Here is a 21,537-nt window from a genome sequence, read left to right as displayed (position 1 = left end):
GACAGTGCGGTCTGATACGCTCACAGGCGGGTTTTCATCAAAACGTGTCCACTCCCGAACGGACGAAACAGTCTCACTACCCTATGGGCAGACATCGACCTGCACGCATCTCGCCTATGCCACCGAACGCCTCGCCGCCCTTGGATGACACTCTGCGCCTTTGCACCCGGCCGCCAACCGAGCCGACGATGCCCCGCCGCCTCGGAGCGGTTCTGAACGCACCGCACTTTCAGGCTCTGGGGGCACGGTTCAGCCCGTCTGGGACCCTCGTCGCCCTGGAACCCGAAAGTGCGCCCGCCCCCTTGCTCGCGCCGGAGGAGGTCCCGGCGTGAACACGCACACGACGTTCGATCTCCGCATCGCCGCCGACCTCCGCCTCGCGGCGCTGAATGCCACCGGCATTCTCGATACCCCTCCCGAGGCCGCCTATGACGACATCGTGCGTTTGGCGACCCGGCTCTGCCAGACCCCTGTCGGCCTCGTCAGCTTCGTCGCCGCCGACCGACAATGGTTCAAGGCGCGGGTCAATTTCCCCGCCTGCGAGACCGATCTTGACAGTTCGGTCTGCAAGTTCGCTCTCGCCGAGCCCGACCTGCTGATCATACCCGACCTCACCCGCGACCTGCGCACCTCCGCAAACCCCCTGGTGACGGGTGAGCCATTCATCCGCTTCTACGCCGGCGCGCCGCTGCGCACGCCAGAGGGACAGGTGCTCGGCTCGCTGTGCGTCATCGATACGGTCCCGCGCCCTCAGGGGCTGACACCGGAGCAGCAGGACGACTTGCGTGCGTTGGCGGCCCAGGTCGGCACCCAGTTGCAGATGCGGCGCGCGGTGAGCGAGCGCGATCAGATCGTCGCGTTCCAGGCGGGGGCGTTGCGGCGAGCCCAGCGCCTCGACGTCGTCGCTGCCGCCTCGTCGGCCCTCCTCACCGCAGACAATCCCGCGGCCGTCCTCGAACCAATCCTGCGCGACGGAGCTGAGGCGCTCGGGTTCGACCGCGCCTGCCTCTACGATGTGACGCCCGACCGTCGACACCTGCGCTTGACCCATGCGGTCAACGTCGCCCCGGAGGCACGTGAGGATCTGAAGCGCCTGCCGTTTGGAACGCCGATCTGTGGCCTCGTCGCCGAGACCCGCCAGCCGTTGATCCTCGAAGATCTCCAGGCCGGGGTTGATCCACGATGGGAGACCGCCCGCAGTCACGGGCTCACTGCGTATGCCGGTTTTCCCGTAGTCAGCCGGGGTGAATTGCAGGCCGTCATCGCCTTCGTCTCCACACGGATGCCAGCCTTCGACCGCGAAACGCTATCCTTCTTCGAGACGCTCGCCCGCCTGATGGCGGCCGTCCACGAGCGCCTCGACGGCGAGGAGGCACTCGCCGAAACGGGGGCCTACTGGCGCAGCCTGTTCGAGCGCCTGAGCGAAGGCTTCCTCGTCGGCGAGGTCGTCCGCCACGCCGGACGGATCATCGACTGGCGCTATGTCGAGGTGAACCACGCATGGGGGGAACTCGTCGGCGTCAAGAGCAACAGCGTCATCGGACGCACGATCCGCGAGGTCCTGCCCGGTGTCGAGGACGATTGGGTCGCCGACTTCGCGCAGGTGGTGGAGACCGGTGAACCGCGGGAGTTCCTGCGCCGCGTCGAAACGCTCGACCGCTGGTACGAGGGTCGGGCCTTCGCCGTCGGTGCGGATCGGTTTGCCGTCACGTTCCTCGAGATGACGGACCGGGTTCAGGCCGACGCCCGACGCGTGGCTCTGCTCACACTCGGCGATCGCTTGCGCGACCTCACAGCGATCCCCGAGATGATCCTTGCTGCATCCGAGATCGTCGGCACCACCCTCGGGGTGACGCGCACCGGCTTTGGACGCGTCGACGCGGCGATGGAATGTGTCAACATCGAGAAGGACTGGACGGCCCCCGGGACCGTCAGCATCGCCGGCCGGCACCGGTTCGCCGATTACGGCAACATCCGCGAGGACCTCCGTCGCGGCGAGGCGCTCGTCATCGAGGACGTGCGAACGGATCCGCGCACCCGTCACGATCCTCAGCCGCTGCTCGACATCGGCATCGGCGCGATCGTCAATATGCCGGTCCGCGACCGTGGCCGTTCGGTCGCCGTGTTCATCGTCCACGACGACAAGCCTCACCGATGGTCGGAGGAAACGCTGGGCTTTTTGCGCAACGTCGCCGAGCGCCTGGAGGCCGGCGTCGCACGGGTGCGCGCCGAGGAAGACCAGCGCATTCTCAATGAGGAGATCTCCCACCGCCTGAAGAACATGCTGGCGATGGTGCTGTCGATCGCCATGCAGACGTTGAGGAACGTGCCCGATCGCGCCCCGGTCGAGGCTTTCGAGCGCCGCATCCATGCGCTCTCGACCGCCCACAACGTGTTGCTCCACCGGACGTGGACTGCGGCTCCGCTCCGGGACGTCGCCCAAGCGGTCTTAAGCGCCGCAGGACATGGCGATCGCGTCACCCTTGAGGGACCTGCGATCGATCTGGGCCCGAGGGCGACACTCTCGCTCTCGCTGCTGCTGCATGAGCTCGCGACGAACGCCGCCAAATACGGGGCGCTGTCCGTCCCAGAGGGGCATGTCGTGATGACGTGGCGCATCGACGATGAAGGCGACACCCGAGAGCTCGTACTCGATTGGACCGAGCGCGGCGGTCCCGCACCTGTTGCGCCGGTGCAACCCAGGCGCGGCGGATTCGGCTCGCGGCTGATCCAGATGGGATTGGCGGGATCCGGCGGCGTCGCGCTCCGTTACCCCTCCTCAGGTTTCGGGGCGACGATGCGCGCGCCGCTCGTCCAGCTGCAGCAGGGTTGAGGACAGCGCCGTGGCTTTTGAAGAGACGACACGACCCGTCGTGCTCGTGATCGAGGATGAGCCGATCATGCGCATGATGGCCCTTGATCTCGTCGAGGATGCCGGTTTCGAGGCCGTGGAGGCCTCCAGTGCGGACGACGCGGTGCGGCTGCTGGAAGCTCGCCCCGACATCCGCATCGTCTTCTCCGATATCGATCTCGGGGTCGGCATGGACGGCCTGAAGCTCGCCCGCGCGATCCGCGATCGCTGGCCCCCGGTCGAGATCGTCATGACGTCTGGCAAGGTTCGTCCAGGCGCGCACGACTTTCCCGTGCGCGGCCGCTTCTTCGAGAAGCCGTACCGTCGCGACGAGGTGACGGCGGCTCTTCTCGAATTGGCGGCGTAAGACTAGGGTACGACGCCGACGTGGGGTGACCGACCCTTCTGTCGCTATCGCTTCTATTGTCAGGCGCATTTCGGACCAGACATCCCAACATGCCTGCTCTTTCCAGCCGTCGTACCCCACCCTGACAAAGCTGATAGATCTGACAATAGGTCTGCGCGCTCCGGTCTAATGGTGGGAATCTGACGCTTGGTACCCGCCCCAAACGTCCGCAACGGGTGGTTTCCTGCCTGTCCGCTTCCGAGCGGCGCAGGTATCGAAGCGGACATCGGTGTTCCGCCCGTTCTCGACGCATAAGCCGCCATTCGCAAAATCAGGAGCGTTGTACAGCGGGTGCCTCGGTCGCATGTTCAACCGGGCCGTGTTGGATACCCTGGTAGCCGAGCCAGCCGGTGTAGAGGCCAACCAGTACGATCAGCGCCGCCGAGGCATAGGGTGCCTGCCGCGCGAAGCTGCTGAACCCGGACCAGCGGCTGGCGATGTGCTTGACGCTCAACGCCGCGATCACGCCGGCCGACACCATGGTGATCGCCAGCCCGATGCTGAAGCACACCACCAGCACGAACCCTAGGCTGAGCTGCTTGAGCTGGATGCAGAGCAGCAGCACCGTAATCGCCGCCGGACAGGGGACCAGACCGCCCGTCAGGCCGAACGCCACGATCTGTCCCGTCGTCACCTGCCTGCCCGCGAACCGCCGCCGGATGTCGTCGGCATGGGCTCGCGCATGGGCATCGTCTTCTTCGCCCAGGTTCATGTGGTCGTGATCGTGGTCGTGTTCCTCGAACGCGACTTCGTGGATCTCCGTGCCGGCCGACCCAACCAGGTCCAGCCTCGCCGTGAAGGCATGCGGCTCCGGGATCTCCTCCATGCTCTCCAAGAAGTCGCCCCCGTTCGCGAAGGAGTAGGTTTCACGGACGCCATCTGGTCGAATGGTCTCAAGGCTGACGCGCTGCGGTGGGGGCAGCACGCCCTTGACCCGGCCCAGACGCCAACGGGGTGGCACGCCGTCCTCGAACACTTCCAGCTTGAACACGCCATCGCGGGCGGTCACGAGCTGCGCCTCATCGTGGTGGTGATGTTGACGCTCGGCGTGCTGCTCGCGCCACGTCCGCCAGAGCATCCAAAGCGCAATGCCGACGATGATGACGGCGGAAGCGAGCTGGAAGTACGGCTCGCTGGTCTCGCCGCCCCACTGCTGTCCGAGGTACTGGCCGCCCAGCGCGATCACCCACACCACTGCCGTGTGTGAGAGGGTCGCCGCCAGCCCCAGTAGCACCGCCTGCGTGACCGTGCCTCGCACCGCGATGATGAACGCCGCCATCATCGTCTTCGAGTGACCGGGTTCGAGGCCGTGTAGTGCCCCCAACAGGATCGCGGACGGGACGAACAGCCAGGCGTGTGCGGTCCCCTGCTGAAGCAGCTCGGTCAACGGCGTCATGGGGCAGACCCCTCGTTATTTGAGGTAGGTACGAACCACCTCGATCAGCTCGGTCGCGCCCCGAGCGCGGTCAGGATCGGTCTCGGTGGCTGGGTTCACGACGTGATGGCGGATGTGATCCTCCATCAGCTCGGCGGTCAGGCCGTTGATGGCTCCACGCATCGAGGCGACCAGCATCAGCACGTCCGTGCAGCCGATCTCGGCCTCCAGGGCTCGCTCGACGGCTTCGGCCTGTCCTTTGATCCGGCGCACGCGCGCCAGCAGCTTGGTCTTGTCCTTGACGGTGTGGGACATCGACGGTCCTTCCAGTTAGGTCATATAGGGGGGTACCCTATATGATGTCGAGTGTGGGTATCGCCTTGGGGGCGGAGGGGCCTCGTATCATGAAGAAAGATGACCCCTGCATTGGGGTGTGTCGGTGGGACGGGCGTACGGGTTGGTGCGTGGGCTGCGGTCGGACCGTCCCGGAGATCAAGGCGTGGCGGAAGCTCTCACCCTATCGGCGCTCCGCCCTGCTGCGTGAGTTACCGCGTCGGGTCGAGCAATGCAGGTTCTTACCCGCGAAGCAGTCGCCTCACTGATAGGCGGCAAATGACCGACATCCACCCCGAGCCGAAGTTGCCGGATGGCCGACGGATGACGGCTTGCGGGATGCCTCCCTGGTGAGCCGGGCGGCCAAGTTGGGTCGCTTCCGGAATGACCGTTCCGGGTGGATTACCGCCATTCCGCTTTCGGGCGGCCATGCATAAGGGCGGACATCACCACCGCGCCCACTCACGACCCTACTCAGACACTGGCGTAGGCACTGTCCAACGTCCGCTCCTGCGATGAAGCGGACGGCATAAAGACCGCAACCGGATCAAACATATGTAACTGTAAGACACTGTAAGGCGATGCTAGGGCCAAGCATGGCTGTGCGCGAAACCATCACCATCTCCGTGCCCCCGGAACTGCGGGCGTTCCTGCAAGGGTGTGTAGCCACTGGCCGCTACAGCAGCGTCAGCGAGGTCGTGCGGGCTGCCCTACGCGAGTTTGAGCGAGCCGAGTTGGGTAAGGCCCCGACCTCCCGGCAAGCGATGGCGCAGCGGACTCCTCCTCCTCATGACCGTGCCTGATCCGATGTCGGGTAGCCTCGACTTCCTCAGCGAGGGTGGTGAGATGGGTGCGCGCATCCGCGTCCACGACTGGGCGGCTACACCACTTGGCGAACCGTCATCGTGGCCGCAGTCCCTGCGCTCCACCCTGTCAGTCTGCCTAAACTCGTCGATCGTCAGTGCCCTCTACTGGGGCTCTGAGTTCGTCCTAATCTACAACGACGCCTACGCTCCCGCTCTCGCCGAGCGCCATCCGCAGGCGCTAGGCCAACCGCTTCGCGAGGTCTGGTCCGAGATCTGGCCCGTGCTCGAACCCCAGCTCGAACGTGTCATCGAGACCGGGCAAGGGTACGCAACAGACCGGCAACGGCTGCTGATGAGGCGCCATGGGCGCATGGAGGAGACCTACTGGTTCTACAGCTTTGCACCCGTGCGCGGCGAGGGCGGCGCGGTCGCAGGCGTGTTCGTCAACGCCATGGATGTTACGTCGCAAGTTAACGCCGAGCGAAGGCTGCGCGAGCGGGACGAGCGGCAGCGGCAAGTCTTCAGGCAGATGCCCGGCTTCGTCGCGATCCTGAATGGTCCCACCCACGTCTACGAGTACGTCAATGAAGCCTACGTGACGATAGCGGGTCCGCGCAGCTTCCTCGGTCGCGAGGTGCGAGACGTGTTCCCAGACCTCGTGGGACAGGGCTTCTTCGAGTTGCTTGATGGAGTCTACGCGACGGGCGAGCCGTTCTTAGCCAGTGGTATCCCGATCCGCCTCGGCAGCGAGGACGAAGACCGCTTCATCGATCTTCTGTACCAGCCGATCCGCAACGATGACGGCGTGGTCACCGGCATCTTCGCTGGCGGTTATGATGTCACCGTACAGAACCGCGCGACGGTTGCGTTGCGCGAACTCAACGAGACCCTCGAACAACGGGTGGCCGAGCGCACCAAGGAACTCATGCTGGCGGAGGAAGCCCTACGTCAGTCACAGAAACTTGAAGCCATCGGCCAGCTCACCGGCGGCGTCGCCCACGACTTCAACAACCTGCTGACGGTCATTAAGTCGTCCACCGACCTGCTCAAGCGCCTCGATCTCGCCGAGGAGCGCCGTCTTCGTTACGTCGCGGCAATTTCCGATACGGTTGACCGCGCTGCCAAGCTCACAGGTCAACTTCTCGCCTTTGCCCGGCGGCAGGCCCTCAAGCCCGAGGTGTTCGACGCTGCCGAGAGCGTGCGGGCGATCAGCGACATGATGGGCACGCTCACCGGCTCACGTATCCGCATCATTACGCAGCTTCCGGCCGATCCCCGCTTCATAAATGCCGACCACAGCCAGTTCGACACCGCGCTGGTAAACATGGTCGTGAATGCACGCGACTCGATGAACGGCGCAGGGCAACTGACGATCCGGGTCGAGGCCGTCGATCAGATGCCAGCCGTCCGAGCGCACGCGGCGGTGGTTGGGGCGTTCATCGCCGTGTCCATCATCGACACCGGCTCCGGCATCCCTGAGGAACGCCTGGACCACATCTTCGAGCCGTTCTTTACGACCAAGGGCGTGGGACAGGGCACAGGGCTTGGCCTGTCGCAGGTGTTCGGCTTCGCCAAGCAATCCGGTGGCGAGATCGCGGTCGCGAGTGTGGTTGGCAAAGGCACTACGTTCACCCTGTACCTGCCGAGCGTCGAGACGATGGGACAGGTAACGGTCGCCTTCGAACCCGAGGTCCCGATGGACGGTCACGGCATCTGCGTGCTCGTGGTGGAGGACAATGCGGAGGTGGGCACCTTCGCGGTTCAGAGCCTGCGGGACCTTGGTTACGTGACCGTGCTAGCAACGAACGCCGAGGAGGCGCTGGTCGAGTTACAACAGGATGCCGACCGCTTCGACGTGGTGTTCACGGACGTGGTGATGCCGGGCATGACCGGGATCGACCTCGCCCACGAGATCCGCCGTCAGCACCCTGATCTGCCGGTCCTGCTGGCCTCGGGCTACAGCCACGTGCTCGCGCAGAACGGCACCTACGGGTTCGAGCTCCTGCACAAACCCTACTCGATCGAGAACCTGTCGCGTCTTCTGAGCAAGGTCGCGGCGTGGCAACGCCGCAAGCGCATCATGAACGTGTAGAGCCCCGTAATCGTCTGCTGTGTCCGTGTTCCGGACATTCGTTGAACGATTGTCGAACTTCCGCTGACCACCCTACGCAGACGCCCGAAGAACCATTTAGGACAGCCGCAGCTGGCCGGAAGCTGCCTGTCCGCTTCGGAGAAAATCGGTCGGAAAAGCGGACAGGCTTCTACCGACCCTTTTGAGACATTCGGAACGCCCGCTTCGTGGCAGCACCTGGGCGTGGGGCACTGGGTTTAAGTACGACCCGGCCCGTGAACTGATCGTTTGTCTCCGCCGGTATCCAGGATTGCATGTATGGCCGAGACGCGCGGGCGTACCGGGTCGATTGCGAGCTGACGGAAAGCGATCAGCCAGCGAGAATGCGCTTACGCCTCTGCCACGTCGCGACCTTGCGCAGCACGCGTGAAAGCTGCTCGACCGAATACGGCTTATGCAGCAGCTCGAACCCGTAGGTGCCGTTCTGAGCCAAGACGTGGCTATAGCCCGAGGTCAGCACCACCGGCAGGTCGTGGTACAGCTTCCGGATCTCTTGCCCGAGTTCGATCCCGTTCATGCCGGGCATCATCACGTCCGAGAACACCACATCGAACCTGGCCGCCTCCTTGGACAACTCGGCTAGCGCCTCATCGGCGTTGGCCGCCCAGACCGTCCGGTAGCCTAGTTCGGCCAGCGACTGGGTCGCGAAGCTGCCGACCTCTACGTTGTCCTCGACGACCAGCACACGCGTACCGTGGCCCTCAACGAGCGCCGCCGGCTCAGGCTCGGACGCCATCGGTCGCTGATCCTGTCCGGCGCGAGGGAGGTACAGCGTGAAGGTCGTGCCTTGCCCGACCACACTCGTCACCGTGACCTCGCCCCCGGACTGCTTGGCGAAGCCAAACACTTGGCTGAGGCCGAGGCCCGTCCCCTGTCCAAGGGCCTTCGTCGTGAAGAATGGCTCGAAGATCCGGTCGACGTCAGTGGCGGCGATCCCCGAACCCGTGTCCGTGATAGATACGGACACGAAGTCTCCCGGCACGGGTGCGTGGGCCCGCAGGGCCGGGATGCCCGACACTGCTTCGACTACGATGGCCAGCACGCCCTCACCGGCCATCGCATCACGGGCGTTGATCGCCATGTTGACGATTGCGGTATCGAACTGGCTCGGGTCGGCGTCGACGTAGACGGCCTCCGCCGGCAATTGCGTCGCCACCCGGATGCGAGAACCAGTCAGGGTGCCGAGCATGTCGCCGATGGCGGCGACGCTTTTGCCGACGTCGAAGACCTCCGGCTTGAGGGCCTGGCGCCGGGCGAAGGCGAGCAACTGGCCCGTGAGCTTGGCGGCGCGGTCAGTGGTGTCCGAGATCGCGGCCACGTAGCGGAGGCGGCGCGCCTCGGGCAAATCCGGTCGCTTGAGCAGGTCGGTCGACGACTTAATGACCGTCAGCAGGTTGTTGAAGTCGTGGGCGACGCCGCCGGTGAGCTGGCCGATCGCCTCCAGCTTCTGCGACTGGCGTAGGGCCTCCTCGACGGCCGCTCGCTCGACCATGGCCGTCGCGATACGCTGTTCGAGGGTGTCGTTGAGGTCCCGCAAGCGCGCCTCGGCTACACGACGCTCTTCCAGGTCGTGCTGTGCGGCCTTGAACAGCCGCGCGTTGTCGATGGCGATGGCCGCCTGTGCCGCAACGGCCGTCATGAGGTGCTCGTGCCGGGACTGGAACCGCGCTGTCTCAGGGTGCCCGAAGAACAGGCCGCCCAGTACCTCCCCGGAGCGTGAGACGACCGGCACCGCGAGGTAGCTGCGCACGGGTAGATGCCCCTTGGGCATGCCACGATGCGGCGCGTTCTTGCCGTAGCGATGATCGGTCAGGATGTCGTCTGAACGCAGCACGCCCTCACCGCCGAAGGTCGGGGCGAAGACGGAAGTGTTGCGCGGCATCGGGAACTTGTCGAACTCGGAGCGGTCGACGCCTGAGAGGGTGTAGAGCATGTAGCTCTCCCCCTTCGGATCGAGCACGTTGTAGAAGAACGCCCCGAACTGTGCCCCAGTCAGCTCGACCCCTGCGTCGGTGACCATCTGGACCACACGTTCGAGGTTGAGTTCGGCGGCCAAGACCGTCCCGACCCGGTTAAGGGTCTCCAGCGTCCGCCGCTCCTCGCGCAACGCCACCTCGGAGCGCGCCCGCTCGACCGCTGCCCAGGTCCGTTCGGCCACCTCCTCGATGAGCCGGACCTCATCGTCGGTCCAGCGGCGCACTGTGCCGCTGAGCGCATAGAGCAGGGCGACGAGCCGACCCTCTTTGACCAGAGGCGTGTTCAGAAACGCTCGCGTTCCGATGGCAGCATAGGCCGATGCCGTATCCGGACCGGCGGCTGGATCGGTAGCCGTATCGTCAATGCGGACCGTGCGGCCAGCCCGCAGATGAGCGCTGACGGCTGCCCCGTACTCGTCGAGCACGTGAAGCCCCGCCGCGCTTACGAAGCCGGGGGCGGTCCAGTCCCGTTGGATGTACGTGCGCTCACCGGTCTCGTCGATCGCTTCGGCATAGCCGACACAGCCGACACCGAGATGCGTGCCCAGTGTCGAGCAGGCCGCTGCCTGAACTTCGACGGGATCGCTTAGGCCGCGCAGAGCATCGTCGAGCACCGAGTTGAACGCCTGCCGCCGGTTCTCCAGAACCTGCCGCGTGGTCTCGTTGGTGACGCAGAACAACCCGACGACGGCCCCGCTCTCGTCCCGCAACGGCGAGTAGGAGAACGACCACCACGTCTGCTCCGTGTAGCCATAGCGCGCCATGGTCAGGGGCAGGTCGTCGAACCGACTGGCTTCCCCCGCCAGCGCGCTCTCGGCAATGGGTCGGACTTGGTCCCAGACGTCAGGCCAGAGGTCGGCGATCGGTACGCCGAGGGCGTGAGCGCGACGTGGGCCGAGGATCGGGCTGTATGTGTCGTTATGGAAGAACAGCAGCTCCGGCCCCCATGCCAGGAACATGCTTTCGGGAGAAGCGAGGATCAGCTCGATGGCGAGGCGCAGGGCGGTGGGCCAAGCGTGCGGCGATCCGAGCGGAAACGGCGACCAATCGTGTGCCCGGATCGCCGCAGCGACATCTCCACCGGCGGCGGGGAACGAGGGTAGCGCCCTTGGCGTGAGCGGATGCGGAGAAGCGGTCACCGATGCCTCAGGGGCGAGGCTGGGCGGGTGTCGACACTTGTCTGCTGCGCCCGCGCTTCATCATCTGCTCATGCTCGATCAGCAGGCGCAGACCCGCGCGGACCGCCTCGCTGGCATTGCTGTAACGACCTGAGGCCACGAGATCGCGGATGAAGCCATCGAGTTCTGGCGTCAGAGAGAAGTTACGGGTCGGTGTGGTCGACATGAGCATGCACCTAACAAGCCACGCTGGCATGTCAAAGGTTGACAACCTCTGTGTGGCGCTTGGACGCTAGCGGGATGAGTTCAGTCGTCCTCACCGGCGCTTCGATAGCCAGTTGGTGGGGTTTCACGTCATCGAGAATGAACCTCTGCCTCCTGCCGAGGTCTGCTGATGACGGCGCACCTGAGGTCCGCTTCCCACCCCGAGCCGAAGTTGCTGGAGGGCTCATCAATTGCCGCTCTGGAGCAGCGCCGCCAGCGGTCTGGGCAGCTAGGTTGGGTCGGGAGCGAGATGGCTGCTCGGGGCGGAATTCTGTAGGTCCGCTTTTCGGCTCGCAATGCATCCAAGCGGACGTTGTTGCCAGCCGCTTACACTTCCCAACAGACCTCTCGTAATTTCGTCCGTCACTGTCAGTTCGCATTGGCTCAGTGAAGTTCAGTGACGGTTAGCTCGCTCGAAGGGTCTGCCGCGCTACGAGGCCGAGGGTCGACCCCTGCACGATGATGGTGAACAACACCACGGCGTAGGTCGCCGCCAGGATCGCGGGCTTGGCCTCGCTCTCCGGGATCGAAAGGGCCAGCGCCACCGAGATGCCGCCGCGCACGCCCGCCCAGGTCAGGAACGGCACGTTGCCAAGCGAGAGGTTGCCTCCCCAGCGGAACAAGAGGACAGGCGTCGTGACCGCCACGAGGCGAGCGACGAGCACAATGGGCACTGCGCAGGCTGCCAGGGCCAGCCCGGAGACCTGGAAACGCAGGACGAGCACTTCCAGGCCGATCAGAAGGAACAAGACCGAGTTCAGCACCTCATCGACGAGCGTCCCATAGGGTCGAGACGTACTTCTGGGTGTTATCGCTCATCGCGTAGCGCGGGGCGCGCTCGCCGATGAGAAGCCCGGCAGCCACCACCGCGAGGGGGCCGCTCGCCCCGAGCTTCTGCGCGATGGCGTAGGTCCCTGTCACGAGGGCCAGGGTGATCAGCACCTCCACGGGGAAGTCGTCGATAGCCTTCATCGCCCGGTAGGCGACGTAGCCGGTGACGACGCCAAGCAGCATGCCTCCCCCGGCCTCGTGGAGGAGGAGCGTCGCAATCCCGCCCGTGCTCGTCGCCTCACCGCCCTTGCCGGAGGCGAAGGCGACGAGCACCGTGAACAACACGATGCCGACGCCGTCGTTGAACAGCGCCTCGCCCTGCATCTCGACTTCAAGGGCTTCCGGCACCTCGACGTTCTTCAGGGTAGCCAGCACTGCGACAGGATCGGTCGGGCTGATCAGCGCGCCGAACACGAGAGCCCAGCCCAGCGGCAGCGGGGTGCCTAGCGCCTGTCCCGCCGCCCAGAACGCCCCGCCGACCAGGGCGGTGGAGATGACCGTCCCGAGCAACGCGAGGGTCGCCACCGCCACGGACCGCTCCCGAAGCGCCCGGAGGTCGAGGTTCATTGCGCCGGCGAACAGTAGGAACGCCAGCATGCCGTTCATGACCACGCCGGTGAAATCGACTTGGTCAAGGACGCCCATCAGGTCCTGATAGAGATGCTGCGCCGGGAAGGCGACGTCGACGAGCACCAGCGCGAGCGAGGCGAGTAGCCCCATCACGAGCAGGCCGATGCTGTGTGGCATGCGCAGGAAGCGCCGGTTCAGCCAGCCGAACAACGCCGACAACGTCAGCAGCATGGCTGCGAGGTCGAAGATAGAGATCAATGGCCGTCCTTCCCGCCTGCGGTCATCCGGAACGCCCCATCGTGCTGGTCGTTGCCGGGCTCGGAAGGGGGCAGTCCGCAACGATGAAAGTACGCGTCAAAGCCTGGCTTGAGATCCTCGGCGACATGTTCTGGCTTCGGCCGGCCCTCGTCGTCCTCGGCTGCATCCTGCTGGCCCAGTTCGGGGTCTGGCTGGAAACAGCCCACGTCGCCGGCTTCGACCCCTCCTCGCTGGACACGAACTGGGGCTATTCCGGCGGGGCCGAGGGCGCGCGGGCGCTGCTCAGCGCCATCGCCTCCTCGAACATTGGGGTCGCGGGCACAACCTTCTCAATCACCATCGCCGCCCTGACCCTGGCCTCCGGCCAGATGGGCCCCCGGCTCCTGCGCAACTTCATCCGCGACGGCCGCAATCAGACGGTGCTCGGCATCTTCCTTGGCACCTTCGCCTACGCGCTGATGGTCTTGCGCACGGTGCGGACGGTGGAGGAGGACCCGTTCGTCCCGCACCTCGCCATCACCGGCGCCCTGGTCCTAGCGCTGGTCGCGGTCGGCACGCTGGTCTGGTTCGTCCACCACATCGCCACCAGCATCAACATCGAGACCGTGGTCGACGCCGTCCAGCAGGACCTCTGCCGGGCCATCGCGGCCCATACCCGGGACGAACCCGGGGCCGCCTGTCCCGACGGCGCGCCGGTTGGACGGGCCGCGGCTGCGACCGGGGGCGGCTACGTGCAAGCCATAGACGAGGACGCCTTGGCGGACTGGGCCCACGGGCACGGGATAGCGGTCACCCTGCGGGTGCGGTCCGGCGACTACGTACCGAGCGGCATCCCCATCGCGTTATTGTCCGCGCCGGTTGAGGGGGCCGAGGCCGCCATCCTCGACGCGGTGACGCTCGGCCACCGCCCTGCCGCGCTCCAGGACCCAGAATACTCGGTGCGGCAGTTGGTCGAGATCGCGGTCCGGGCTCTTTCGCCCGGCATCAACGACCCGTTCACCGCCGGCAGTGTGGTGGACCATCTCGGCGACGCCTTATGCCGGATCGCGCCGCGGCATCTGCCGACCGGGGTGACGCTCCGGGATGGCCACGCCGTGCTCGTCCATCCAGTAACGGACTACGACGGGCTGTGTGATGCCATGTTCCACATGATCCGGCAGAACGCAGCCGGCTCGGTCCACGTGCTCGGTCGGATGCTCGACGTCCTTGCCCGCGTCGCCGAGGTCGAGAGGCGGCCCGACCGGACGGCGGAGCTTTACCGGCATGCCAGTCTCATCATTGCCGCGGCCCGCCGCGACGTGGCGGATCCGTCCGACCTCGCCGACCTGGAGGACCGCTACAGTCGGTTCGGCGGCGCCGACCTAGTCGGCACCTAGTACGCCCCCTTGTCGGGGATGTGCAGAAGATTGCCGCAGCGTGTCTGCTTTGGGGGATGTCGGCGGGGGCCTCTCAGTGGCTGGGTTGGGTCGCTACCGGAAGGGCCGCTCGGGGTGGATTTCTGTCAGTCTGCTCTGGGGCGACAATGCATGGAAGCGGACGTCGTCTCCACTCCCATCCATCGAGGTCTCGGCAATCGCTATGCTCATTCAAATACAGCAGGCGCTTATAAAATTCGGGTTCGACTAGTGTGAAGTGGTGGGCGGATCGACGTCCTTGTTTCGGCCAGGGATGACGATCCGGTCCAGGAAAGGTGCGGCAGCTCGATCAGCCGCACGCTCGATGGCACGGTAATGCGCGACGAGATCGACCCCAAGGGTCGACAGACGTGCACCACCACCCGCCTTGCCGCCGATTTGCGCCTCGACCACCGGCTGCCCGAAGCCGGTGTTCATCGCTTCGATCAGTGTCCACGCCCGTCGGTAGGACATCCCCAGCGCTCGCCCAGCCGCGGAGATAGATCCGTGCTCGGCGATCATCTCCAGGAGTTGCACCTTGCCCGGACCGATGCGGTTGCCGGGTCCAACGTCGATGCGGATGCTCAGGCTTGCCATCGGGCTTTCTCTCTCGCCTCATGTCACAGACTGACGCGCCGACTGATCCAGCACTTGCAGGTGCAATCCGATCAGTGGCTTCCAGCGGTATGCACGAGTTGATATAGCGCTTCCGACACATTCGTCGTTGAGGACCGCTTCGAGCATGCGCAGCCTGATCCGTACCAGCATCGCTGCCGCCCTGTTTCTCGCCGCCGGTGTAGCGCAGGCTGCTGATACCGCGACCGTGTTCGGGGCAGCCAGTCTCAAGAATGCCCTCGACGATGCCGGCAAGGCATTCACGGCGCAATCTGGGATCGCGATCAGAGCGAGCTACGCGGCATCCTCCGCTCTTGCCCGGCAGATCGAGGCCGGTGCGCCCGCCGACCTGTTCGCCTCGGCCGACATCGAATGGATGGACTACCTCGCCAAAAAGAACCTCATCCGTTCGAACACCCGGGTGAACTTGCTCGGCAACCGCCTTGTCCTGATCGCACCACGTGACGCTAAGGAAAGCGCAGTCGCCTTCACCCCGGAGGCGTTCGTAAAGGCGCTGGGCTCGGACGGTCGGCTCGCCACCGGCGAGGTCAACTCGGTGCCGATCGGCAAGTACGCCAAGGTCGCCTTCGAGAAGCTCGGCCTCTGGGGTGCGGTCCAGCCCCGCCTCGCACCGAGCGATAACGTTCGGGCCGCACTGTTGCTGGTCTCACGCGGCGAGGTCCCGCTCGGTGTCGTCTACGAGAGCGACGCTCGCTCCGATCCTGGTGTGAAGGTCGTGGGCGTGTTCCCTGCGGACAGTCACCCGCCGGTCATGTACCCGTTCGCCGTCACCACGGATGCGAAGGGCGAGGGTGCGCAGCGCTTTCTGGACTACCTCCAGAGTACGGCGGCCAAGCCCTTCTTCGAGGCCCAGGGCTTCAGCGTCATCGACGGCGGCAAGCAGTGACCGGCCCCGTAGCGGGCTTAGCAGGAAGGCGAACCTCGTGAAGATCAGCGCACGCAACGTCATCAAGGGTACGGTTATGTCGGTCGACAAGGGCGCCACCACAGCGCACGTCAAGATCGAGATCAGCCCTGGCCAGGTGGTCACCTCCTCCATCACCAACGAGGCGGTCGACAGCCTGAAGCTTGTGGTTGGTGGTCAGGCCTACGCGGTGGTGAAGGCCTCCGACGTCATGATTGCGGTCGACTGACGATGATCATCTCCCGCGCCATCCTCGCTGTCGGTTTGGCAGCCATCTCGATCAGTTCGGCCAAGGCCGCGGACGCCCCGGCCTGTGCGAGCTTCGCATGGTCGATAGCGCGGGAGCAGACCGCCTTCGCGGCGCCGAAACTGTCCGCTCTGGCGTCCGGTTCGGCTCTGCCGAGCGAGGCTGGCGCGGCGCAGCTGACCCTGAAGCCTGCTTCGGAGATTGCGCTACCCGTCCCGTCCGAGAGACCGGCAAAGCCTGATACGTTCTCAGGCTTCGTGACTGCCACGGTGCCTGCTGCGGGCACCTATCAGGTGACACTCTCGGATGAGGCCTGGATCGACGTCAGCCAAGACGGCCGCTCGACCCTGAAGCCTACGGCTCACAGCGGCAAGGTGGGCTGCCCCGATGTGCGCAAGAGCGTGCGTTTCGCTCTCAATGCCGGCCCGGCGACGATCGAGATCAGCCGTGCAGCGCGCCCACAGATCAAGCTCGGCCTCCTCAAAGCAGAGTAGCCGAATGCCCTTAGACAGCAGCTTGATACCCTTAGCCGAAGCCGCCGGCTGACCGACTAACGACCGCTTTCGGGCGGCGCTGACGGAGGTCCCCGCAACTGGGTTGGGTGGATAGCCGCCTGTCCGTTTTGGCTCGGCAATGAATAGAAGCGGTCGTTGTCCACGTGCCCGGTCCCGACTTTGTGCAAAAGCCGGGAATGGCCGGTTGCGGGCGGTTCGATGGGGCAGCACGGCGATCCACCGCTTAAAACAAGATAACGGTCTCGCTCTTCAAGCAGGATTGGGACGCACGCCGGCGAGGAAGAGGGCGACGGCCGCGCGTCGGCGCTTCTCCTGGACCTCCACATCCACCTCGATGCCGTACAGCGCCTGCTTCGAACTGCGTCCCATCACGAGGTTCAGGAACAGGTCGGCAGCGATCTCCGGGTCGTCGATCGTAATTTGTCCCTGCTCGGCCATGGCTCCGAGGAGGCGACCGACCGTCCTGACACCGCGGAGCCAACCCTCCTCGTAGGCGAGCCGCGCAAGATCCGGGAACTGCAGGGCCTGCGCGGTGATGCAGCGGGTCAAGGCCGTGGTCTCGGGAGCTTGGGCGCGGACTAAGAGGTTGCGGCTCAACTCGTCTAGCACCGTCGCGGCATCCTTCGGCGTCGCTCGAAGCGCCTGCATCTCGGCCGCCGCCGAGAGGGGCGCGAGCCATTCGCGGATCCGATCCTGCAAGACCGCTTCGAACAGGGCACGCTTGTCCTGATACCGGGAATAGAGAGTCGGCTTGCTGACGCCGGCGGCTTCCGCCACCGCGTCGATGGAGGTGCCGTCGAAGCCGCGCTCAATGAACAGCCGGGTGGCGACCTCCACGATGCGTGCCTCGCGCCGAGCGGCTTCCTCGCGCGTCGGTCGACCGCCTGTACCACGCTTCGCCGTCGACTCGGGCTCGGCGGTCGCTGCCATCGTCGTGCTCCTTGTCATGCCTCATGCCGTCATATATCGATACCTTACCGTATCGTATTGATGTTGGCCACCATCATGGACGCTCGACCCAGCGACCTTCCCCAGACCGGAACCTCGACCGCTACCACAATCGCTGCTGGCGGTCCCGCGCTGGCCTCCCCGGGGGGCCGGACCGCCGGGCCGGCGCCAAAGCGTCGAAAGGCGCGCGTGATCGTCCCGGTCCTACTCCTTGCCGCCCTGGGTGGGGGCGGGACCTACGGCTGGCACTGGTGGACCGTCGGCCGTTTCCTGGAGACCACCGAGGACGCCTACCTACAGGCCGACAAGGTGACGGTCGCACCGCGCATCGCTGGCCACGTCGCCGAGGTGCTGGTCGGGGACAACCAGCCGGTGAAGGCCGGCGACGTGATCGCGCGCCTCGACGACCGCGAGTACCGGGTGATGCTCAAGCAAGCCGAGGCCGAGGTCGGGAAGAGCCGTGCCCAGCTGCTGGGGACCGCCGCCGCCATCCTGCAGCAGCAGGCGCAGGTCGCCTCGGCTAAGGCGGAGGTCGAGAACACCGATGCGGCGCTCGACTTCGCCGGCAAGGAATATACCCGCTACCAGAACCTGCTGCAGACCGGCTCGGGCACGGCACAGCGCCAGCAGCAGGCGGACTCCGACCTGCGCCAGAAGCGAGCGGCGCACGACAAGTCCGTCGCCTCCCTTGAGGCGGCCAAGAAGCAGGTCGACAGCCTGAGGGCACTGGAGGGCAGTGCCCGCGCGAGTCTTGAGGCCGCGCAGGCAAAAGTGGAGCAGGCCCAGCTCAACCTCAGCTACACAACCATCGTCGCGCCCATCGACGGCACGGTCGGCGACCGCTCGCTGCGCGTCGGCCAGTTCGTATCGGCCGGTACCGGCCTGCTAACCGTGGTGCCGATGGGTCGCGACATCTACCTCGTAGCGAATTTCAAGGAGACCCAGACCGGGCAGATGCTGGAGGGCCAGCGCGCGACCTTCACCGTCGACGCGCTGGGCGACCACGAGTTCGAGGGGCGGATCGAGAGTTTCTCACCCGGCACCGGCGCGCAGTTCGCCCTGCTGCCGCCCGAGAACGCCACCGGCAACTTCACCAAGGTTGTGCAGCGCGTGCCCGTGCGGGTCGCCCTCGACGAGGCCGATCCGATGCTTGGCCGCCTGCGCCCGGGTCTCTCGGTCGAAGCCACCGTTCATATCCATGACGCCGTCGAGCCGGTGAAGCCCCGCAGTCATCGACCCGCCCAAGCCCTCGTCAGCGAGGCTCTCCCCCAATGAGCGTCGTGCCGGCCGCGGGCAGGCCCGAGGTCAAGGCGAGCGCACGCGACTGGCTCGCGGTGTTTGGCGCGATCCTCGGCGCGTTCACCGCCATCCTCGACATTCAGATCACCAACGCATCGCTCGCCGACATTCAGGGGGCGCTCGGCGCCTCGACCGAGGAAGGCAGCTGGATATCGACCGCCTACCTGATGGCCGAGATCATCGTGATCCCGCTCACCGGCTGGCTCTCGTCGGTGATCGGCCTGCGCCGCTATCTGTCCGTGAACACGATGCTGTTCACCGCCTTCTCGCTCGCCTGCGCGCTCTCGACCTCGCTCTCGCAGATGATCCTGTTTCGCGCCGGCCAGGGCTTCACCGGCGGCGTGCTGATCCCGACCGCCATCGTCATCGTGCGCACCCGCCTGTCGAAGAGCCAGCAGCCGATCGGCATCGCGTTGTTCGGGCTAACCGCGACCTTCGCGCCAGCTATCGGCCCGACGGTGGGCGGCTGGCTCACCGACAACCTGTCCTGGCACTACATCTTCTACCTAAACCTGATCTTCGGTCCGCTCGCCGCCGGGATCCAGCTCGGGGCCTTCGACAACGTCCCGGCACGCTGGGCTGAGCTCCTGAAGGGCGACTGGATCGGCATCGGCCTGATGGCCACCGGCCTGCCGGCCCTGACCTACGTGCTGGAGGAGGGTCAGCGGAAGGACTGGTTCGGGTCCCCCGTCATCGTCCAGGTCAGCCTCCTGGCCGCCGCCGGCATCACCGGCTTCATCGTGCGAGAGCTGATGGCCGAGCGCCCATTCATCAACCTGCGAGTGCTGGCAAACCGCTCGGTCGGCGGGGCCTGCGTGCTGATGACGGTGCTTGGCGCGGTCTCGTTTGGATCGATCTACATCATCCCAGTCTACTGCGCGCAGATCCAGGGCTACAACGCCCAGCAGATCGGCTACGTGGTGATGTGGTCGGGCCTGCCGCAGCTCGTCCTATTCCCGATGATGCCCCTGCTGATGCGGACCCTCGACGCGAGGCTGCTCGTCGTCGCGGGCACGCTATTCTTCATCGCGAGTTGCTGGATCAACGTTGGCTTGACCCACGACGTTGGGGCCGATCAGCTGATCCTGCCGCAGCTCCTGCGCGCCATCGGCCAGCCGCTGTTCACGATCCCGCTCTCGCAGCTCTCCACCGTCGGCCTGAGCCCACGCGACACCGCCGACGCTTCGGCCCTGTCGAACATGATGCGCAACCTCGGCGGCTCGATTGGCATCGCGATGCTGTCGACGATGATCGACCGGCGCGAGCACATGCACTTCGCGGTGCTGGCCGAGGCGATCACCGTGAACGCCACGCGCACCCAGGATCGGATCGCCGCCCTGGCTGCCGGCCTGCACGGGCACATCGCCGACCAGGCCGCCGCTAAGGGAGCCGCCCTCGGCATGCTGGCGGCCCAGGTCCGCCGCGAGGCCTACGTCATGGCCTATGCCGATGGCTTCTACCTCGTCGGCGTCAGCCTCGTGCTGAGCCTCGCCGTGGTCGCCATCCTGAAGAAGCCGCAGCGGACGACGGGCCCCATCGAGGCCCACTGACCCCACGGCTCAAATAGATCTTGCGGTCCGCTCGTCGTCGACCGCATGATGGACGGCCGGTCTCCGCATTAAACCCCCTCTTGCGTAGGCCGGCCGCAACCTTCTCTACGAGCCATTGAAGTCCGCCTCCCACGCTGAGACGAAACTGCCGGACTGACGAGGAACGGCCGCTTTGGGGAGGCGCCAACGGCGGTTCGGGCGTCTGACATGGGTCGTAAGCAGCATGGCCGCTTTTCCGATCGACCTTCTCTGAAGCGGATATTCTGCTTTCGGTCAGCTTTGGTCGCGTTCGCCAGCGCCTCTGAACGGCTGGGTTGGGTGGATAGGAGACTGTCTGGTTTCCGGCGTCGCATACGCTAACGCGGACATCACCGCGTGCCTGCGCTGGGGCGATCCCGATCCGCGGGCGAACCGGCATCAAACCTATTTTCTACCTTGTGTCGGCAACAGGCCGATGATCAGGCGCTCGGCCACGCGGGCCGCTAAGGCGTCGATCACCTGGGGGCGAACCTCGCGGTCCACCACACGATCGATTGTCAGCAGGGTGAACCCGTGAACGAGCGACCATGCGGTGACGACCGCCACCGAGACCTCCTGCTCATCCTCCGGGTCGATCGCGAATGCGCCCGCGCGTGCACCGGCCAGGATCACGCCCCGCAGCACAGCACGCGCCTCGGTCAGAACAGCCAAGACCGCGGGCGGAAGGCCCTCGATGCTGGGTAAAGCTTGACCGAACATCAGCCGGTAGAGGGCGGGGTTCGCCACGCCAAACCCGATGTAGGCTTGCCCGATGGCACGCAGGGTCCCGACCGCACCCGTGGCCTCATCGATCGCCGCGGTCATGCGGGTATGCAGCGTCTCGTAACCCGTGAGCGCCACCGCGGCGATCAGCGCTTCCTTATCCGTGAAATGCCGGTAGGACGCCGCATGGCTCACCCCGGCGCGGCGGGCGACCTCGCGCAGCGAGAAGTCCCATCGGCCCGTTTCCGTCAGGATCGCCGTGGCGCTGTCGAGAAGGGCACGGCGCAGATCGCCGTGGTGGTACGGGGCGGCTGACGCGGATGTGTTCACGAGAACCTCGTGCGGTGTGTTGACGGTGGTAACATTGAGCGTATGTTGCCAATG

General features: G+C 65.7%; 18 protein-coding genes and 1 pseudogene. 11 read left to right on the top strand and 8 right to left on the bottom strand.

Annotated features, from left to right (window positions below; genetic code table 11):
- Positions 1 to 328: 328 nt before the first annotated feature.
- Both AO398_RS16020 and AO398_RS16015 read left to right on the top strand, forming a co-directional pair.
- Positions 329 to 2,833 carry a GAF domain-containing protein gene (locus AO398_RS16020; RefSeq protein ID WP_058193113.1) on the top strand — a complete coding sequence of 835 codons (2,505 nt, stop codon included), beginning with the start codon at positions 329 to 331 and terminating at the stop codon, positions 2,831 to 2,833.
- 10 nt (positions 2,834 to 2,843) lie between these two features.
- Positions 2,844 to 3,218, top strand: a complete 375-nt coding sequence (locus AO398_RS16015; protein WP_280139132.1) for a response regulator — start codon at positions 2,844 to 2,846, stop codon at positions 3,216 to 3,218.
- Between the two features lie 310 nt (positions 3,219 to 3,528).
- Here AO398_RS16015 and AO398_RS16010 read toward each other — a convergent pair whose 3' ends face one another.
- Positions 3,529 to 4,653 carry a nickel/cobalt efflux transporter gene (locus tag AO398_RS16010; protein ID WP_058193112.1) on the bottom strand — a complete coding sequence of 375 codons (1,125 nt, stop codon included), beginning with the start codon at positions 4,651 to 4,653 and terminating at the stop codon, positions 3,529 to 3,531.
- A 15-nt stretch (positions 4,654 to 4,668) separates the two neighbouring features.
- Entirely contained in the window at positions 4,669 to 4,947 is a 279-nt protein-coding gene (locus tag AO398_RS16005) for a metal/formaldehyde-sensitive transcriptional repressor (protein WP_058193111.1), read from the bottom strand.
- Positions 4,948 to 4,988: 41 nt separating this feature from the next.
- Between AO398_RS16005 and AO398_RS27570 the strand changes: the two genes are divergently transcribed.
- The 3 genes from AO398_RS27570 (at position 4,989) to AO398_RS16000 (ending at position 7,863) form a co-directional block, all read left to right on the top strand.
- Positions 4,989 to 5,234: a DUF1289 domain-containing protein gene (locus AO398_RS27570; RefSeq protein WP_348272364.1), complete on the top strand. Its 246-nt coding sequence runs from the start codon at positions 4,989 to 4,991 to the stop codon at positions 5,232 to 5,234.
- Positions 5,235 to 5,546: 312 nt separating this feature from the next.
- Positions 5,547 to 5,768: a type II toxin-antitoxin system ParD family antitoxin gene (locus tag AO398_RS27565; RefSeq protein WP_082643301.1), complete on the top strand. Its 222-nt coding sequence runs from the start codon at positions 5,547 to 5,549 to the stop codon at positions 5,766 to 5,768.
- Complete coding sequence (locus tag AO398_RS16000; protein WP_244498797.1) at positions 5,755 to 7,863, top strand: ATP-binding protein; 2,109 nt, start codon at positions 5,755 to 5,757, stop codon at positions 7,861 to 7,863. Before AO398_RS27565 ends, AO398_RS16000 begins: the two co-directional genes overlap by 14 nt.
- A gap of 349 nt (positions 7,864 to 8,212) precedes the next feature.
- Here the strand turns inward: AO398_RS16000 and AO398_RS27560 are convergent, their stop codons facing one another.
- The 3 genes and pseudogenes from AO398_RS27560 to AO398_RS15990 form a co-directional block, all read right to left on the bottom strand.
- On the bottom strand, positions 8,213 to 11,017 hold the full coding sequence (locus tag AO398_RS27560; RefSeq protein WP_152997542.1) for a GAF domain-containing protein: 2,805 nt from the start codon (positions 11,015 to 11,017) through the stop codon (positions 8,213 to 8,215).
- Positions 11,018 to 11,024: 7 nt separating this feature from the next.
- On the bottom strand, positions 11,025 to 11,222 hold the full coding sequence (locus AO398_RS27555; RefSeq protein WP_082643305.1) for a type II toxin-antitoxin system ParD family antitoxin: 198 nt from the start codon (positions 11,220 to 11,222) through the stop codon (positions 11,025 to 11,027).
- A 442-nt stretch (positions 11,223 to 11,664) separates the two neighbouring features.
- Positions 11,665 to 12,919: pseudogene (locus AO398_RS15990) on the bottom strand (sodium:proton antiporter).
- Between the two features lie 83 nt (positions 12,920 to 13,002).
- On the opposite strand from AO398_RS15990, the gene AO398_RS15985 reads away from it, so the two are divergent.
- Positions 13,003 to 14,295, top strand: coding sequence for a DUF2254 domain-containing protein (locus AO398_RS15985; RefSeq protein WP_058193124.1), 1,293 nt, complete (start codon positions 13,003 to 13,005; stop codon positions 14,293 to 14,295).
- Between the two features lie 246 nt (positions 14,296 to 14,541).
- On the opposite strand, the gene AO398_RS15980 is transcribed toward AO398_RS15985, so the two are convergent.
- A complete protein-coding gene (locus tag AO398_RS15980; protein WP_058193110.1) occupies positions 14,542 to 14,910 on the bottom strand; it encodes a winged helix-turn-helix domain-containing protein in 369 nt (122 codons plus the stop codon).
- A gap of 145 nt (positions 14,911 to 15,055) precedes the next feature.
- Here AO398_RS15980 and modA point away from each other — a divergent pair, with 145 nt between their 5' ends.
- From modA to AO398_RS15965, 3 genes are read left to right on the top strand one after another with little or no spacing between them, the layout of a single operon-like run.
- Positions 15,056 to 15,835: a molybdate ABC transporter substrate-binding protein gene (gene modA / locus AO398_RS15975; protein WP_058193109.1), complete on the top strand. Its 780-nt coding sequence runs from the start codon at positions 15,056 to 15,058 to the stop codon at positions 15,833 to 15,835.
- Positions 15,836 to 15,872: 37 nt separating this feature from the next.
- Positions 15,873 to 16,082, top strand: coding sequence for a molybdopterin-binding protein (locus tag AO398_RS15970; protein ID WP_058193108.1), 210 nt, complete (start codon positions 15,873 to 15,875; stop codon positions 16,080 to 16,082).
- A gap of 2 nt (positions 16,083 to 16,084) precedes the next feature.
- Entirely contained in the window at positions 16,085 to 16,594 is a 510-nt protein-coding gene (locus tag AO398_RS15965) for a hypothetical protein (RefSeq protein ID WP_058193107.1), read from the top strand.
- Positions 16,595 to 16,864: 270 nt separating this feature from the next.
- Here the strand turns inward: AO398_RS15965 and AO398_RS15960 are convergent, their stop codons facing one another.
- Positions 16,865 to 17,545, bottom strand: coding sequence for a TetR/AcrR family transcriptional regulator (locus AO398_RS15960; RefSeq protein ID WP_082643299.1), 681 nt, complete (start codon positions 17,543 to 17,545; stop codon positions 16,865 to 16,867).
- A 207-nt stretch (positions 17,546 to 17,752) separates the two neighbouring features.
- On the opposite strand from AO398_RS15960, the gene AO398_RS15955 reads away from it, so the two are divergent.
- Together AO398_RS15955 and AO398_RS15950 are read left to right on the top strand one after the other, a co-directional pair.
- Positions 17,753 to 18,838 (top strand): HlyD family secretion protein, encoded by a 1,086-nt coding sequence (locus AO398_RS15955; protein WP_244498796.1) that lies wholly within the window; start codon positions 17,753 to 17,755, stop codon positions 18,836 to 18,838.
- The gene (locus AO398_RS15950; protein ID WP_058193105.1) at positions 18,835 to 20,412 is read left to right on the top strand and encodes an MDR family MFS transporter; all 1,578 of its coding nucleotides are present in this window, start codon (positions 18,835 to 18,837) and stop codon (positions 20,410 to 20,412) included. Before AO398_RS15955 ends, AO398_RS15950 begins: the two co-directional genes overlap by 4 nt.
- Positions 20,413 to 20,835: 423 nt before the next feature.
- Here AO398_RS15950 and AO398_RS15945 read toward each other — a convergent pair whose 3' ends face one another.
- A complete protein-coding gene (locus AO398_RS15945; RefSeq protein WP_058193104.1) occupies positions 20,836 to 21,483 on the bottom strand; it encodes a TetR/AcrR family transcriptional regulator in 648 nt (215 codons plus the stop codon).
- Positions 21,484 to 21,537: the final 54 nt, after the last annotated feature.

The sequence above is a fragment of the Methylobacterium sp. GXS13 genome, assembly GCF_001455965.1.
GTDB lineage: Bacteria > Pseudomonadota > Alphaproteobacteria > Rhizobiales > Beijerinckiaceae > Methylobacterium.
Note: the sequence above shows the minus strand (reverse complement) of the source record. Positions and strands in the feature narration are given on the sequence as shown.